The sequence below is a fragment of the Diaphorobacter sp. JS3050 genome, assembly GCF_013154915.1.
Classification (GTDB): Bacteria; Pseudomonadota; Gammaproteobacteria; order Burkholderiales; family Burkholderiaceae_C; genus Diaphorobacter; species Diaphorobacter nitroreducens.
On sequence record NZ_CP053553.1, the window covers coordinates 3,364,584 to 3,379,653 of the forward strand.

13 protein-coding genes and 1 tRNA gene are annotated in these 15,070 nt (G+C 66.7%); 10 read left to right on the forward strand and 4 right to left on the reverse strand.

All coding sequences use genetic code 11. The features are described from left to right. Positions 1-322: 322 nt before the first annotated feature. The 3 genes from HND92_RS16110 to HND92_RS16120 form a co-directional block, all read right to left on the reverse strand. On the reverse strand, positions 323-1,534 hold the full coding sequence (locus HND92_RS16110) for an integrase arm-type DNA-binding domain-containing protein (RefSeq protein ID WP_172208434.1): 1,212 nt from the start codon (positions 1,532-1,534) through the stop codon (positions 323-325). 196 nt (positions 1,535-1,730) lie between these two features. Continuing rightward, on the reverse strand, positions 1,731-2,825 hold the full coding sequence (gene ychF, locus HND92_RS16115) for a redox-regulated ATPase YchF (protein WP_011806713.1): 1,095 nt from the start codon (positions 2,823-2,825) through the stop codon (positions 1,731-1,733). 124 nt (positions 2,826-2,949) lie between these two features. After that, the gene (locus HND92_RS16120; protein ID WP_172208436.1) at positions 2,950-3,819 is read right to left on the reverse strand and encodes an MOSC domain-containing protein; all 870 of its coding nucleotides are present in this window, start codon (positions 3,817-3,819) and stop codon (positions 2,950-2,952) included. 101 nt (positions 3,820-3,920) lie between these two features. On the opposite strand from HND92_RS16120, the gene HND92_RS16125 reads away from it, so the two are divergent. From HND92_RS16125 to miaB, 7 genes are all read left to right on the forward strand, one after another. Then, positions 3,921-5,060, forward strand: a complete 1,140-nt coding sequence (locus HND92_RS16125) for an FAD-dependent monooxygenase (protein ID WP_172208438.1) — start codon at positions 3,921-3,923, stop codon at positions 5,058-5,060. 44 nt (positions 5,061-5,104) lie between these two features. Then, entirely contained in the window at positions 5,105-5,815 is a 711-nt protein-coding gene (locus HND92_RS16130) for a DsbC family protein (protein ID WP_011806716.1), read from the forward strand. 167 nt (positions 5,816-5,982) lie between these two features. Continuing rightward, on the forward strand, positions 5,983-7,764 hold the full coding sequence (locus tag HND92_RS16135; RefSeq protein ID WP_172208440.1) for a M61 family metallopeptidase: 1,782 nt from the start codon (positions 5,983-5,985) through the stop codon (positions 7,762-7,764). A 50-nt stretch (positions 7,765-7,814) separates the two neighbouring features. Continuing rightward, positions 7,815-8,594: an enoyl-CoA hydratase gene (locus tag HND92_RS16140; protein ID WP_015914224.1), complete on the forward strand. Its 780-nt coding sequence runs from the start codon at positions 7,815-7,817 to the stop codon at positions 8,592-8,594. A 26-nt stretch (positions 8,595-8,620) separates the two neighbouring features. Further along, positions 8,621-8,697 (forward strand) — tRNA-Met (locus HND92_RS16145). Positions 8,698-8,799: 102 nt separating this feature from the next. Further along, entirely contained in the window at positions 8,800-9,249 is a 450-nt protein-coding gene (locus tag HND92_RS16150) for a hypothetical protein (RefSeq protein ID WP_172208442.1), read from the forward strand. A 137-nt stretch (positions 9,250-9,386) separates the two neighbouring features. Next, positions 9,387-10,733 carry a tRNA (N6-isopentenyl adenosine(37)-C2)-methylthiotransferase MiaB gene (gene miaB / locus HND92_RS16155; protein ID WP_172208444.1) on the forward strand — a complete coding sequence of 449 codons (1,347 nt, stop codon included), beginning with the start codon at positions 9,387-9,389 and terminating at the stop codon, positions 10,731-10,733. A 121-nt stretch (positions 10,734-10,854) separates the two neighbouring features. Here the strand turns inward: miaB and ffh are convergent, their stop codons facing one another. Then, entirely contained in the window at positions 10,855-12,234 is a 1,380-nt protein-coding gene (gene ffh, locus HND92_RS16160; RefSeq protein ID WP_011806721.1) for a signal recognition particle protein, read from the reverse strand. A gap of 91 nt (positions 12,235-12,325) precedes the next feature. Between ffh and HND92_RS16165 the strand changes: the two genes are divergently transcribed. From HND92_RS16165 to HND92_RS16175, 3 genes are read left to right on the forward strand one after another with little or no spacing between them, the layout of a single operon-like run. Next, complete coding sequence (locus HND92_RS16165; RefSeq protein ID WP_172208452.1) at positions 12,326-13,126, forward strand: inner membrane protein YpjD; 801 nt, start codon at positions 12,326-12,328, stop codon at positions 13,124-13,126. After that, positions 13,123-13,356 (forward strand): PP0621 family protein, encoded by a 234-nt coding sequence (locus HND92_RS16170; RefSeq protein ID WP_172208454.1) that lies wholly within the window; start codon positions 13,123-13,125, stop codon positions 13,354-13,356. Before HND92_RS16165 ends, HND92_RS16170 begins: the two co-directional genes overlap by 4 nt. Before the next feature lie 4 nt (positions 13,357-13,360). Beyond that, positions 13,361-15,061, forward strand: a complete 1,701-nt coding sequence (locus HND92_RS16175; RefSeq protein ID WP_172208456.1) for a PAS domain-containing sensor histidine kinase — start codon at positions 13,361-13,363, stop codon at positions 15,059-15,061. The last annotated feature ends 9 nt before the right edge of the window (positions 15,062-15,070 follow it).

Here is a 15,070-nt window from a genome sequence, read left to right on the forward strand (position 1 = left end):
AAATGGGGTAATCATAGCTCTTAAATGGGGTATTGTCTCTAAAAATGCCTCTTTTATGGTGTTTGACTACCCCATTTCCTGAACATTGGATCTGTCGTGGGGCTGGTATGGCCGACCAAAAAAGAAATGAACGACATGAATTTAAAAAGGGTAATTAATAAATAATTACCCCATTTAATCCATTGTTTACACCATTTTCCAGCGACCATCCTTGGGCAAAGGCAAATGGCAAGGGAACGGCACCCAAGGGGCAACGGCCCTACCCAGAAAAGGAAAAGGCCGCACCTGTCCATTCGTTCTGCAACACCCGGCGAAGTTGCCCCTACACCGTGCCACTGCCCTCCGCCGCACTCAGATAGTCCGCCCAATCCTGCAACAGAGCCCTTCTTTGATCCAGCAGCAGCGCCTTGTTGTACGTCGCCCGCACCTTGTTGCTTTCCACGTGGGCAAGCTGCCGCTCAATCGCATCAGGCCGGTATCCGTTCTCGTTGGCCCAGGTCGAAAAGGTCGTCCGCCAGCAATGCGGCGTCGTGCCCCGGCCCAGGCTCATGTCGCGCATCGCGTAGGTCAGCCGGTTGGGTGTGGTGAAGCCCTTGCCGCTCCGGTGCGGGAACAAATAGCGTCCACCACCCGTGATGCACTGCAAATCCTTCAGCACGGCAATGGCCTGCACAGACAACGGGCTGACATGGTCACGCCGCGCCTTCATCTTCGCCGCTGGCCGACGCCACAACGCATCCTCAAAGTCGAACTCCTCCCACTCGGCATCCGCCGCTTCCCCGGGACGGCAGGCGGTCAGCGCGATCAGCCGCAGGCACAAAGAGGTTTCCGGATAGCCCCGGTAGCCGCGCAACTCTTGATAGAACCTCTGGATTTGCTCTCGCGTCATCGCCGCCTTGCTCTCGCTGAACGGCACGCGCAGCAGCCCGCGAAGGCTGGGAATTGGATTTGCCTCGACCAGCCCCCGCACCACCGCGAACTCGAAGATGGCCGAAAGATCGCCTTTGACGTGAATGGCCGCCCACGCACCGTGAGACTTGCACTCCTCCAGCAACGGGCGAATCTGCTTCACGCCAATGTCGCTCATCGGCATCCCATCGAACTTGGGTGACAGGTACTTCCTGATGCGGGACTCTTTGGTGCGGTAGGAACTGAGCGCAAAGACGGGCTTGATCTCCGCCAGGTAAGCCTGCGCCACCTTGGCAAACGTGCTTTCACGAGCACGCTTGCGTTCCTCCAAGACTTCCAGGTTGCGCTGCTTGACCTGCTGCCGCTCATGCGCAGGGTGGATGCCTTGCTTGACCAAGGCACGCGCTTTCTCGCGGGCAGCACGCGCCTCTGCAAGGCTTACTTGGGGAAAGCCGCCAATGGCAAAGAGGTTCTCCTTACCTTGCAGACGGTACTTCCACCGCCAGAGCTTGCCGCCAGTAGGCTTGACCAGCAGGAACAGGCCCCCGCCATCTGAAAGTTTCCAGTCACGATCAGTCGATTTGGCCGACCTGACCTTGAGGTCGGTGAGTAGATTCTCGGGCATCGTTGGACTCCACTGCGGGGAAAAGTACCCCCACGGTTGAACACGAGTACCCCCAACGCTACCCCCGAATTTTCTGGACCTCGATGAACAATAGGAACGCTCAGTAGACCGTATTGTTTATGCAACCCATTGATTTGAAACGGGTCGACCTATCCAACAAGCGCTACTGAGCGCCACCGAGATCCAGCAAAAATCGTCAGACGTTGAAGAGGAAGTTCATCACGTCGCCGTCCTTGACGACGTATTCCTTGCCTTCGGCGCGCATCTTGCCCGCGTCCTTGGCGCCCTGCTCGCCCTTGTACTGGATGAAATCCTCGAACGCGATGGTCTGCGCGCGGATGAAGCCGCGCTCGAAGTCGCCGTGGATCACGCCGGCCGCCTGCGGCGCCGTGTCGCCCACGTGGATGGTCCAGGCGCGCACTTCCTTCACGCCGGCGGTGAAGTAGGTCTGCAGGCCCAGCAGTTTGAAGCCCGCGCGGATCAGGCGGTTCAGGCCCGGCTCCTCCAGCCCCATTTCCTGCAGGAACATGTCGCGGTCCTCGTCGCCCATCTCGGCCATCTCGGCCTCGATCTTGGCGCAGATGGCGACCACGGGCGCGCCCTGGGCCTCGGCATAGGCCTTGAGCTTGTCCAGCAGGGGGTTGTTCTCGAAACCGTCCTCGGCCACGTTGCCCACGAACATCGCCGGCTTGGCGGTGATCAGGCAGAACTGCTTGAGCAGCGGCGCGTCTTCCTTGGACACGGGCACGGTGCGCGCCGGCTTGCCCTCATCCAGCGCAGCCTGGATGGGCGTGAGCAGTTGCACCAGCTTGGCGGCTTCCTTGTCGTTGCCGCTCTTGGCCGCCTTGCTGTAGCGCTGCAGGGCCTTCTCGACGGTGGCCAGGTCGGCCAGGCACAGCTCGGTCTGGATGACCTCGATGTCGGCGATGGGGTCCACGCGGCCGGCCACGTGGATCACGTTCGGGTCCTCGAAGCAACGCACCACGTTGACGATGGCATCGGTCTCGCGGATGTGCGCCAGGAACTGGTTACCCAGGCCTTCGCCCTTGGAGGCACCAGCCACCAGGCCCGCGATGTCGACGAACTCGACGATGGCGGGCACGATGCGCTCGGGATTGATGATCTCTGCCAGCTGCTGCAGGCGCGGATCGGGCACCTCCACCACGCCGGTGTTGGGCTCGATGGTGCAAAAAGGGTAGTTCTCGGCGGCAATGCCGGCCTTGGTGAGGGCGTTGAAGAGGGTGGACTTGCCGACGTTGGGCAGGCCCACGATGCCGCATTTCAGGCTCATGGCAGGGCTTTCGTAGGTTCGGGAGACAAACCCGCCATTTTACGGGAGGGGGTATGCAGCGAAGCGCGCGCGGGCCAATGCCCCGCAGGCGCTCCCCTCGCCGGGCGCCCCCGCAGGGCCCCCCTCAGTCGAACCGCAGGTTGGCCGCCACGGGCTGGCCCACGCGCAGCACCGTGCCCGTGCCCTCGCGCACGATGGCATTCATGGCGAAGGTGATCGCGCCGTCCATGCGCGGGTCCTGGCGGTAACGGCGCAGGGCCGTGCTGACGGCCGGGGTGCTCTCGGCCGTGGCGGGGTCGATGTTGGGGATGGGGCAGCGTGTGCACGGCTTGACGAGCTGCAGCCGCACCTCGCCTTCGCCCGTGCCGATGAACAGCTCGTCGATGCGGTCTTCGTCGTGCGCCTCGACCCCGGCAATCACCAGGTTGGGCCGAAAGCGCTCCATGCCCACCGCCCCCTCGCCCGCGGCCAGCAGCCGCTCGTTGAGGCCGTCCAGCGACCCCTGGCTCGCCACCAGCAGCGGAAAGCCGTCCGCGAACTGGGTGGGCGCCTCGATGCCGCCGGTCCACCGCAGACTGGACAGCCGGCGGTGCTCCGGGTCAAACCGCACCAGCCGGCAGCGCAGCCCCAAAAAGTCCGAAAACCACTGCGCGGCCAGGTCGCCCATGTCCCAGGCGGGCACGGTGTCGTCCCACACCTGCACGGTGGCCGGCTGCTCCACCCGGTCCAGCGCCACATGCAGCGCCAGCATGCCGGGCGCGCGCAGCACCAGGTCGTCGCTGCGCAACTGCGGGCGAATCAGCGCCATGCGCGGCAGCGTGCGCTGCGACAGGAACACGCCCTGCGCGTCGACCACCATCCAGGCGCGGTCCAGGTCCAACCCGGTATCGGTCAGCAGAGCCTTCTGCACCTCGATGCCCGCGCAGGACTTCACGGGATGGATGAACAGCCGGGCCACGGTACCGGTCAAATCATGGTCTGCACGAAAGCTCACGCTGCTGCTCCTGTCGCTGGCGATGGATGAGGGGATTGGCCCGCGATTGTGCCGCCGCCCCACCCGGCGCAGGGGCGTAGCGCGGCTCCTACAATCCCGGGATGGCGCAGACATTTGACGTATGTATCCGCGGCGCGGGCGTGGTGGGCCGCACCTTGGCACTCTTGCTGGCGCGCGACCGCCTGCGCGTGGCGCTGGTGGGCCCGCCGGAGAGCGCCCCCTCCGACGGCGACGTGCGCGCCTACGCGCTCAACGCCGCCTCGCGCGCGCTGCTGGAATCCGTGCGCGGCTGGCCCGACGCGCAGCATGCGACGGCCGTGCTGCAGATGCAGGTGCACGCCGACCAGGACGGCCAGGTGCGCTTTGATGCGGCCCAGCAGGGCCACGACGCGCTGGCCTGGATCGTGGACGTGCCCGCGCTGGAGGCGCGCCTGGCAGATGCCGTGCGCTTTCAGCCGCTGGTGGAGCCGGTCGCCGCGCCCGTGGACGCCGCGCTCACCGTGGTGTGCGAAGGCCGCGCCAGCCGCACGCGCGCCGAGTTCGGTGCCGAATTCGACATCACCCCCTACGCCCAGCACGCGATCGCCACGCGGCTGGTGTGCGAGCGGCCCCACGGCCAGGTGGCGCGCCAGTGGTTCTTGCCCGACGGCAGCATCCTCGCCTTCTTGCCGCTGGACGGCGCCCAGGGGCGCGCCGTGGCCGTGGTGTGGTCGGTGCCGCAGGAGCAGGCTCCCCACTGGCTGCAGGCCGACGAGGGCAGCTTCACCCAGCGCCTGCGCGAAGCCAGCCGCGATGCGCTGGGCGCTTTGCAGCTCGCGGGCCCGCGCGCCAGCTGGCCGCTGCAGCAGGCCCAGGCGCGCCACTGGTGCGGCGCCCTGCCCGGCCAGTCCGCCCTGGGTGCGCGCCGCAGCTGGGCACTGGCCGGCGACGCCGCACACAACGTGCACCCCCTGGCCGGCCAGGGCCTGAACCTGGGCCTGGGCGACGCGCGCACGCTGGCGCGTGTGCTGCACGAGCGCGCGGCCTGGCGCAGCGTGGGCGATCTGCGCCTGCTGCGCAGCTACGAGCGCGAACGCAAGGCCGCGCTGCTGCCGATGGGCATGGCCATGGACGGCCTGCAGCAACTCTTCACCCGGCGCGAGGGCGCGCTGGCCGCGCTGCGCAACTGGGGCATGAAGGGCTTCGAGCGCAGCGGCCCGCTCAAGGCCTGGGTGGCCCGCCAGGCCATGGGCGCTGACTGATACGACGAGCCCCCTTTTTTCTGAGTAGAACGGAAACCAACGCAATGAAACTCCTCCCCACCTTGCTGGCCGCCACTGCCCTGTGCCTGGGCCTGAACGCATCGGCACAGGACGCAGCGATCCGCAAGGCGCTGGCCGAGCGCATCCCGCAGCTGCAGCAGATCGACGAAGTGCGCTCCACGCCCATGAAGGGGCTGTACGAGGTGCGCATCGGCACCGACCTGTTCTACACCGACGCCCAGGGCAACTACCTGATCCAGGGTGAGCTGATCGACACCAAGGCGCGGCGCAACCTCACCGAGGACCGCATCAACAAGCTGACGGCGGTGGACTTCAAGGCCTTGCCGCTGCAGGACGCCTTCACCCTGGTGCGCGGCAACGGCGAGCGCAAGCTGGCGGTGTTCGAGGACCCGAACTGCGGCTACTGCAAGCGCTTCGAGAAGGACATGCAGAACGTGGACAACGTGACGGTGTACCTGTTCCTCTACCCCATCCTCAGCCCCGACTCTGCCGAGAAGTCGCGCAACATCTGGTGCGCCAAGGACCGCGCGGCCGCGTGGGACGACCACATGCTGCGCGACAAGACGCCCGCAGCGGCCAGCTGCGACACGGCAGCGCTGCAGCGCAACCTGGCGTTCGGGCGCAAGCACAAGATCACCGGCACGCCCACGCTGATCTTTGCCGACGGCTCGCGCGTGCCCGGCGCCATCGGCGCGCAGGACGTGGAAAAGCGCCTGGCCGCTGCCGGGAAGTAAGGCGCCACTGCCGCCCACCGCGCATCCTTCATCGGCATGCGCTGCAAATATGAGAGCTGCTAGCGCTTGCTCACTGAGGACTTTCAATACATTTCATATTGAAACCCTTGTGCGGCAAGCGCGAGCAGCTATTTTTTTGATATCACCCCCTCTCGCTGCATCCCGCCATGTCTCTTGCCGCCAGCACCGCCGCCGTCCACTACCGCATCGACCCCTCGCAGACCCACGCCCACCTGTACCGCGTCACGCTCACCGTGGCGGTGCCGGCGGCGCAGCAGGAGCTGTCTCTGCCGGTGTGGATTCCGGGCAGCTACCTGGTGCGCGAGTTCTCCAAGAACCTGCAGTCGCTGCAGGCGCAGCAGGGCGGCGACCCCGTGCCCCTGCTGCAGCTGGACAAGCACCGCTGGCGCGCGCAGTGCACGGCGGGCACGCCGCTGGTGCTGAGATACGAGGTCGCCGCCTACGACACCTCGGTGCGCACCGCCTGGCTGGACGCCACGCGGGGCTTCTTCAACGGCACCAGCCTGTGCCTGCGCGTGCACGGGCAAGAGGACGCGCCTCACACGCTGGAGGTCGCGTGCCCGCCCGCGCTGGCCGGCTGGTCGCTGGCCACGGGGCTGGAGCCGGTGGCGGTCGCCCCGTCCGGCTTCGGGCTGTACCGCGCACGCAACTATGACGAACTGGTCGACTGCCCCGTGGAGATGGGCCCGTTCTGGAGCGCCCAGTTCACCGCCTGCGGCGTGGCGCACCAGCTGGTGGTGGCCGGCGCCGCGCCGTCGTTGGATGGCGAACGCCTGCTGCGCGACGTGCAGCGCATCTGCGAGGAGGCCATCCGCTTTTGGCATGGCGCGCAGCAGCCGCCGTTCACGCGCTACGTGTTCCTGCTCAACGTGGTGCACGACGGCTACGGCGGGCTGGAACACGGCAACTCCACCGCCCTCATCTGCGGCCGGCGCGACCTGCCGCGCGTGGGCGAGGCCGCCACGCCCGAGGGCTACACCACCCTGCTCGGCCTCATCAGCCACGAATACTTCCACACCTGGAACGTCAAGCGCCTGCGCCCCGCCGAGTTCGCGCGCTACGACTACGCGTGCGAGAACTACACCGAGCTGCTGTGGTTTTTCGAAGGCTTCACCAGCTATTACGACGACCTGCTGCTGCGCCGCGCGGGCCTGGTGGACCACGCCACCTACCTGCGTCTGTTGACCAAGAACATCAACCAGATGCTGCAGACGCCGGGCCGCCAGGTGCAGTCGGTGGCGCAGGCCAGCTTCGACGCCTGGGTCAAGTACTACCGCCAGGATGAGAACACGCCCAACAGCACCGTGAGCTACTACACCAAGGGCGCGCTGGTGGGCCTGTGCCTGGACCTCGCGCTGCGCCGCGAAGGCCGCACCACGCTGGACGACGTGATGCGCGCGTTGTGGCAGCGCACCGGCGGCGGCCCCATGGCCGAGACCGACCTGCTGGCCGTTTTGCAGGAGTTGTCGGGGCGCGACTGGTCCGGCGAGATCGGGCAGTGGGCGCACGGCACGGCGGAGCTGCCGCTGGCCGAGCTGCTGGCTGCCCATGGCATCCGGCTGCAGGCGGAGCCCGCGCAGATCGCCCAGCGCCTGGGCCTGCGCGTGAACGAGAACCACGGCGTACACATCAAGACCGTGCTGCGCGGCGGTGCGGCAGAGGCCGCCGGCTTCATGGCCGGCGACGAATGGCTGGCGCTGGAAACGCCGGGCCAGGCCTGGCGCCTGCACAAGTTGGACGATGTGCCGCTGTACGCCGCCAGCGCCACCCGGATCACGGCCCTGGTGGCGCGTGACCAGCGTCTGATGCGCCTGGCGCTCACTCTGCCAGGCGCCGGCGCGGCCTCTGACACGGTGCGCCTGGACGTGCAGGACGCCGCCGTGGCCCAGCGCTGGCTGGGGCCGGCCCAGCCGGGCCCACAGGCATGAAGGCTTGGGTATATTCCCGGCATCCCACCCACTACAAACAGGAGATCACCTTGGCCTACGAATGCATCGAAGTCCGCACCGAAGCGGACAAGGTCGGCATCATCACGCTCGCCCGTCCCAAGCAGCTCAACGCGCTCAACGACCAGCTCATGACCGAGCTGGGCGAGGCCCTCAAGGCGTTCGACGCCGACGAGAAGATCGGCTGCATCATCCTGACGGGCAGCGAGAAGGCCTTCGCCGCGGGCGCCGACATCGGCGCCATGGCCAAGTACAGCTTTGCCGATGCCTACAAGGGTGACTACATCACGCGCAACTGGGAGCAGATCCGCAGCATCCGCAAGCCCGTCATCGCGGCGGTGAGCGGCTACGCCCTGGGCGGCGGCTGCGAGCTGGCGATGATGTGCGACTTCATCATCGCGGCGGACAATGCCAAGTTCGGACAGCCCGAAATCAAGCTGGGCGTGATCCCCGGCGCGGGCGGCACGCAGCGCCTGCCGCGCGCCGTGGGCAAGGCCAAGGCCATGGACATGGCCCTCACCGGCCGCATGATGGACGCCACGGAAGCCGAGCGCTCCGGCCTCGTCAGCCGCGTGGTGCCGCTGGACAAGCTGATGGAAGAAGCCCTGGGTGCGGCCCTCGTCATCAGCGGTTTCTCGCAGATCGCCGTGATGGCCGCCAAGGAATCGGTGAACCGCGCCTTCGAAGGGACTTTGAGCGATGGCGTGATGTTCGAGCGCCGCCTGTTCCATGCGCTGTTCGCCACCCAGGACCAGAAGGAAGGCATGGACGCCTTCGTGAACAAGCGCGCAGCAGTCTTCACGCACCAATAAATTTTTGTTCTATAATTCGCGTCTTCGGTGGTATAGCTCAGTTGGTTAGAGCGCAGCATTCATAATGCTGATGTCCCAGGTTCAAGTCCCGGTACCACCACCAGATACAACCCGCAGCGCCCCAGGTGCTGCGGGTTTTTCTTTAGCCGCGTGGCGGGCCGGCGCCTGCCACTAGAATTTTCGTTTCAGCCCCTGGATGTACACCATGAATCGCTGCAACACCCGCACCTTCGCGTCCACCCGCACCCGCGGCGCCTGGCTGGCGACCCTCGCATGCCTGGTACTGCTGGGCGGCGCCGCGTCCACGGCCGCCACGGCCCAGACGGTGGCGGCCACCGGCCTTGCGCGCACCTTCCCCGCCAATGCGCTGCGCGGCACGCTGAACTTCCAAGACCGCACGACGGCCCTGCTCAACGGCAATGCCATCCAGGTGGCGCCGGGCATGCGCCTGTTCAGCCCGCAGAACGCGCTGGTCATGACCCACACCGTGCAGGGCAAGCCGCTGAAGGTGAACTACGTGACAGAGGCCAGCACGGGCATGCTGCTCACCGCCTGGATCCTCACGCCCGCCGAGGCCGCCTTGCCCCGCAAGGGCAGCGACACCGAAACCAACGTGCGTTTCGAGTGGGACACCAAGCCCGCCGCGCTGCGCTGACACACCCGCGCTGATCCACCGCGCTGAAGCCCGGCGCGCGTTCGCGTTTCGCCGGCCCCGCTGGCCAGCCCGCAACCGCCCCGCTGCCGCCTGCGCCGCGGCGGCTGGTCTTTCGCGAGATTGAAGAGACACAAGCCATGTCCAAGAAAGTTTTCATCAAGACCTTCGGCTGCCAAATGAACGAGTACGACTCGGACAAGATGGCCGATGTGCTGGGCGCCGCCCAGGGCTATGAGCCCACCGACGACCCGGAGCAAGCCGACCTGATCCTGTTCAACACCTGCTCGGTGCGCGAGAAAGCGCAGGAGAAGGTGTTCAGCGACCTCGGCCGCGTCAAGCACCTCAAGGACAAGGGCGTGCTCATCGGCGTGGGCGGCTGCGTGGCCAGCCAGGAGGGCGAGGAGATCATCAAGCGCGCCCCGTTCGTGGATGTGGTCTTCGGCCCGCAGACGCTGCACCGCCTGCCCGAGCTGCTCAACGCCCGTGCCGCCAAGGCCAGGCCGCAGGTGGATATTTCCTTCCCTGAGATCGAGAAGTTCGACCACCTGCCGCCCGCGCGCGTGGAGGGCGCCAGCGCGTTCGTGTCGATCATGGAAGGCTGCTCCAAGTACTGCAGCTACTGCGTGGTGCCCTACACGCGCGGCGAAGAGGTCAGCCGCCCGTTCGAGGACGTGCTGGTGGAAGTGGCCGGCCTGGCCGACCAGGGCGTGCGCGAAGTCACGCTGCTGGGCCAGAACGTGAACGCCTATTTGGGCGCCATGGGCGACACGGCGGAGAAAGCCGACTTTGCGCTGCTGCTGGAGTACGTGGCCGAAATCCCCGGTATCGAGCGCATCCGCTTCACCACCAGCCATCCCAACGAGTTCACGCCGCGCCTGATCGAGGCCTACGCCAAGATCCCGAAGCTGGTGAGCCACCTGCACCTGCCCGTGCAGCACGGCAGCGACCGCATCCTGATGGCCATGAAGCGTGGCTACACGGCCATGGAATACAAGAGCACCATCCGCAAGCTGCGCGCCATCCGCCCCGACATGGCGATGAGCAGCGACTTCATCGTGGGCTTCCCGGGCGAGACCGAGGAAGACTTCCAGAAGATGATGAAGCTGATCCACGACGTGCGCTTCGACAATTCCTTCAGCTTCATCTTCAGCCCGCGCCCCGGCACGCCCGCCGCCAACCTGCACGACGACACGCCGCATGAGGTGAAACTGCGCCGCCTGCAGGAGCTGCAGGCCGTGATCAACCGCAACATCCTGGAGATCAGCCAGGAGCGCGTGGGCACGGTGCAGCGTCTGCTGGTGGAGGGCGTATCCAAGCGCGACGGCAGCGAGCTGATGGGCCGCACCGAGTGCAACCGCGTGGTCAACTTCCCCGGCCACGAGCGGCTGATCGGCCAGATGATCGACGTGAAGATCACCGAGGCGCGTACCTACACGCTGCGCGGCGAGGTGGTGACGGGCGAGGTCACGACCGCGGCCGGATGACCCTCAAAAACCATAGCTACCAGCGCTTGCTACCTCTGGATTTCCGATGGTTTTTCGCCTGAAACCCTTGAAATACCAGCGCGAGCAGCTCTATTTATAGGAGCGGTCACCGCTCCCCTGTTCAGAACCGCGGCATGCCTCCGATGCCCGGCAGGCCGCCCTTCATGCCGCCCATCTTCTTCATGAGCTTCATGAGGCCGCCGCCCTTCATCTTCTTCATCATGCCCTGCATCTGCTCGAACTCGTTGAGCAGGCGGTTGACCTCCTGCACCTGCACGCCGGCGCCCTGGGCGATGCGCTTCTTGCGTGTGGCCTTGATGAGCTCGGGCTTGCGGCGCTCCAGCGCCGTCATGCTGCAGATGATGCCCTCCTTGCGGCGGATGTCGCGCTCGGCCTTGTCCATGTCCACCTGACCGGCCTTGGCCGTGAGCTGCGCGGGCAGCTTGTCCATGAGGCTGGACAGGCCGCCCATCTGCTTCATCTGCTGCAACTGGGCCAGGAAGTCGTTCAGATCGAACCCGTCGCCGCTCTTGACCTTGGCGGCGAGCTTTTGCGCCGCCTCCATGTCCACGCCGGCCGTGACCTGCTCGACCAGCGCGACGATGTCGCCCATGCCCAGGATGCGGCCCGCGTGGCGCTCGGCGTCGAACACCTCCAGGCCGTCGATCTTTTCGGACACGCCGGCAAACTTGATCGGCGCGCCCGTCACCTGGCGCACCGACAGCGCCGCACCGCCGCGCGAGTCACCGTCTAGTTTGGTGAGCACGATGCCCGTGAGCGGCAGCGCTTCCTTGAAAGCCTTGGCGGTGTTCACCGCGTCCTGGCCCTGCATGGCATCGACGACAAACAGCGTCTCCACCGGGTTCAGCACGGCATGCAGGTCCTTGATTTCCTGCATCAGCACCTCGTCGATGGCCAGGCGGCCGGCCGTGTCCACCAGCAGCACGTCGAAGAAGTGCTTCTTGGCGTAGTCCAGCGCTCCAAGGGCGATGTCGCGCGGCTTCTGGTCGGGCGTGCTGGGGAACCACTCGGCGCCGGCCTGCTTGGTCACGGTCTTGAGCTGCTCGATGGCGGCGGGGCGGTACACGTCGCCCGAGACGGTCAGCACCTTCTTCTTGCGCTTTTCGATCAGGTGCTTGGCCAGCTTGGCCGTGGTGGTGGTCTTGCCCGCGCCCTGCAGGCCGGCCATCAGGATCACCGCCGGCGGCTGCGCGTTGAGGTTGATGTCCGCCACGCCCTCGCCCATGGTCGCGGCCAGCTCCTTGTTCACGATGCCCACCAGCGCCTGGCCGGGCTTCAGGCTACCCAGCACCTCCTGGCCCAGGGCTTTTTCCTTCACGCGGGCGATGAAGTCGCGCACCACGGGCAGCGCCACGTCGGCCTCCAGCAGGGCCATGCGCACCTCGCGCAGCATGTCCTGCACGTTGGCTTCGGTGATGCGGGCCTGGCCGCGCATCTCCTTGACGAGACGGGTGAGTTTTTCGGTGAGTGCGGAGGCCATGGCCAAATGCTCCAGATGCACCGGCCCGGGCGTAATGCCGGCCGATGGCACAGCCCCGACGACCAGGGGCGAAAGGCTAAACTGCGAACCCATGATTTTACCCAGTGCTTCCCCGCTCGGCTGGCTGCTCGCCCTGGCCACCGCGGCCGCCTACGCGCTGGCGGCAACCCTGGCGCCGCGCACCTCCACAGGCCGCGGCCAACTGGCCATCATGGCCCCTGCCTGGACGCTGCATGGCGCCGCGCTGGTCTGGGGCCTGCTGGGCAGCACGCCGCATTTCGGCTTTGCCGCTGCCTTGTCGATGACGGCCTGGCTGGTACTGACCACCTACGCCGTTGAGCGGCAGCTGTTTCCGCAGATGCGCGCGCGCTGGGTGCTGTGCGCGCTGGGCGGCGCGGCCGTGTTGGTGGCGGCGCTGTTTCCGGGCCGGCCACTGCACGTATCCGCCTCGCCCTGGCTGCCGCTGCACCTCACGCTGGGCATTGCATGCTATGGCCTGTTTGCCGCAGCGGTGGTGCACGCCTGGCTCATGAGCCGTGCCGAGCGCCAGATGCGCCTGGCAGCCGATTCGCACAGCGGCATGCCGCTGCTGACGCTGGAGCGGCTCACGTTCCGCTTCGTGACGGCGGGCTTTGTGCTGCTCTCGGCCACGCTGGTGGCGGGCTGGCTGTTCAGCGAGCAGCTCTACGGCCGCGCCTGGCTGTGGGACCACAAGGCCGTGTTCTCGCTGCTGGCCTGGATCACCTTCGCAGTGCTGCTGCTGGGCCGCTCGCGCTTTGGCTGGCGCGGCCGCAGCGCCGTGCGCGTGCTGTATGCAGGCACGGCACTGCTGCTGCTGGCCTACGTGGGCTCGCGCTTCGTGATGGAAGTGGTGCTGGGGCGGGCGGCATGAAATACCTGGTCCTGTTCGCTGTGCTGGCCGTGGTCTACGCGGTGTGGCGCGCGCAGCGCCGTGCGTCTGCGCCGCGGCAAGGCAACACCCAGCGTCCGCCCATCGCACCGCCACAGGACATGGTGCGCTGCGCCCACTGCGGCGTGCACCTGCCACGTGGCGATGCCGTGCCCGGGGGGGCGCATATGTACTACTGCAGCACCGCCCACCGGGACCGTGGGCCCGCCTGAGCCAATGCCCTCCAAGCTGGCAGCCGCCGCCTCTCCCCTGCCCTTTCATCGCCTGTGGAATGCCTTCCTCACAGCGCGCGTGATGGTGGCGCTGGCGCTGCTGCTGCTGCAATTGCTGGGCATTGCACTCAACCAGGCCGGCGAACCGCTGCTGTTCAGCATCTGCCTGGGCTACCTGGTGGCCACGGTGGCGCTGCGGGTGTGGGGGCACGGCGCCGTCCCTGATCCGCGGCCCGGCATCCAGTGGTTGCCGTCCATCGGGCTGGATCTGTTGCTGGTCAGCGTGCTGCAGGCGCTGCAGCAGTCGGGCGGCTTGAATTTCACGCCGTTGTTCGGGCTTCCGGTCCTGATGGCAGGCGTGCTGGGATCCTTGACACTGGCTCTGGCAACCACAGCCGGCGCCACGCTGCTGCTGCTGGCCTGGGCCTGGTGGCTGGGCACATACGGCGGCGCCGGAGACGGCACGCAGCGCTACCTGCAGGCGGCATTAACAGGCACCGGCTACTTCATCGTCGCCTATCTGGTGCACCTGCTGGCCGCCAAGCTCACCAGCGAGCAGCAGATGGCCCGGCGCAGCCAGATGGATGCGCGCACCCACCGCGCAGTCAGCGCCCTGGTGATGCAGCACGTGGCCGATGGCGTGCTGGTGCTGGACCTGCATGGCCAGGTCCGCCTGGCCAACCCCGCGGCATTGCTGATGCTCGGCCACAAGATCTCCGGAGATTCCTCCCTGACGCTCACCCACACGGCGGCCTTCAAACCCCTCATGGACCTGGCGTGCGCCACTTTCCAGATGGAGCGTCCCCAGCATGCCGATGTCAACGTCCTGCACGATGGCCAGATCCCCATGGCCCTGCGCGTGCGCGCATGGCTCACCCACACGCAGGACGCCCCGGACGACTCTCCGGGGGAGCCGCTGTGCGTGATGTTCCTGCACGACCTGCGCGAAATGGAAGCGCGCCTGCGCACCGAGAAGCTGGCCGCCATGGGGCGCATGTCGGCCGCCGTGGCACATGAGATCCGCAACCCGCTGGCAGCGATCGTGCAGGCCAACGAACTGCTGGAAGAAGACCTGGACGACCCCACACAGAAGCGCCTGACACACATGGTGCGTCAAAACGCCGACCGGCTGGTGCGCATCACGGAGGACGTACTGGACATCGCGCGCGTGCAGCACCAGATCCACCAGGCCAGCTCCTCCACCGTGGCACTGGATGCCATGGTGCAGCAGGTGTGGAACGACTGGACGGCGCAGGACCCCGCACGCCGCCAGGGGCAACTGATACTGGACGCGGGCTCGGCGCAGGTGGAGTTCGACGCCGAGCACCTGCGGCGTGTGCTAGTGAACCTGCTGGACAACGCATTGCGCTACAAGGGACCCGAACCCGATTCGCTGTGCCTCGCGACGCGCGCCACCCCCGGCGGGAAGGCCGGCGTGCAGGTGTGGAGCGACGGCGCGCCGCTGGACAAATCGGTGGAGCGGCATCTGTTCGAGCCTTTCTTCTCATCCGAAAGCCGCTCCAGCGGGCTGGGCTTGTACATCTGCCGCGAGCTGTGCCAGCGCCACGGGGCGGACATCGGTCACCAGCGCACCACACGCAGCCTGGCGCGCGGCGAGGTGGCGGGAAACGCCTTCACTGTGACCTTCCGCAGCCTTTCGCGCCCTGCAGACAGCGCATCACTGTTTGACACAATCGTGGTCTGACACGGCCCA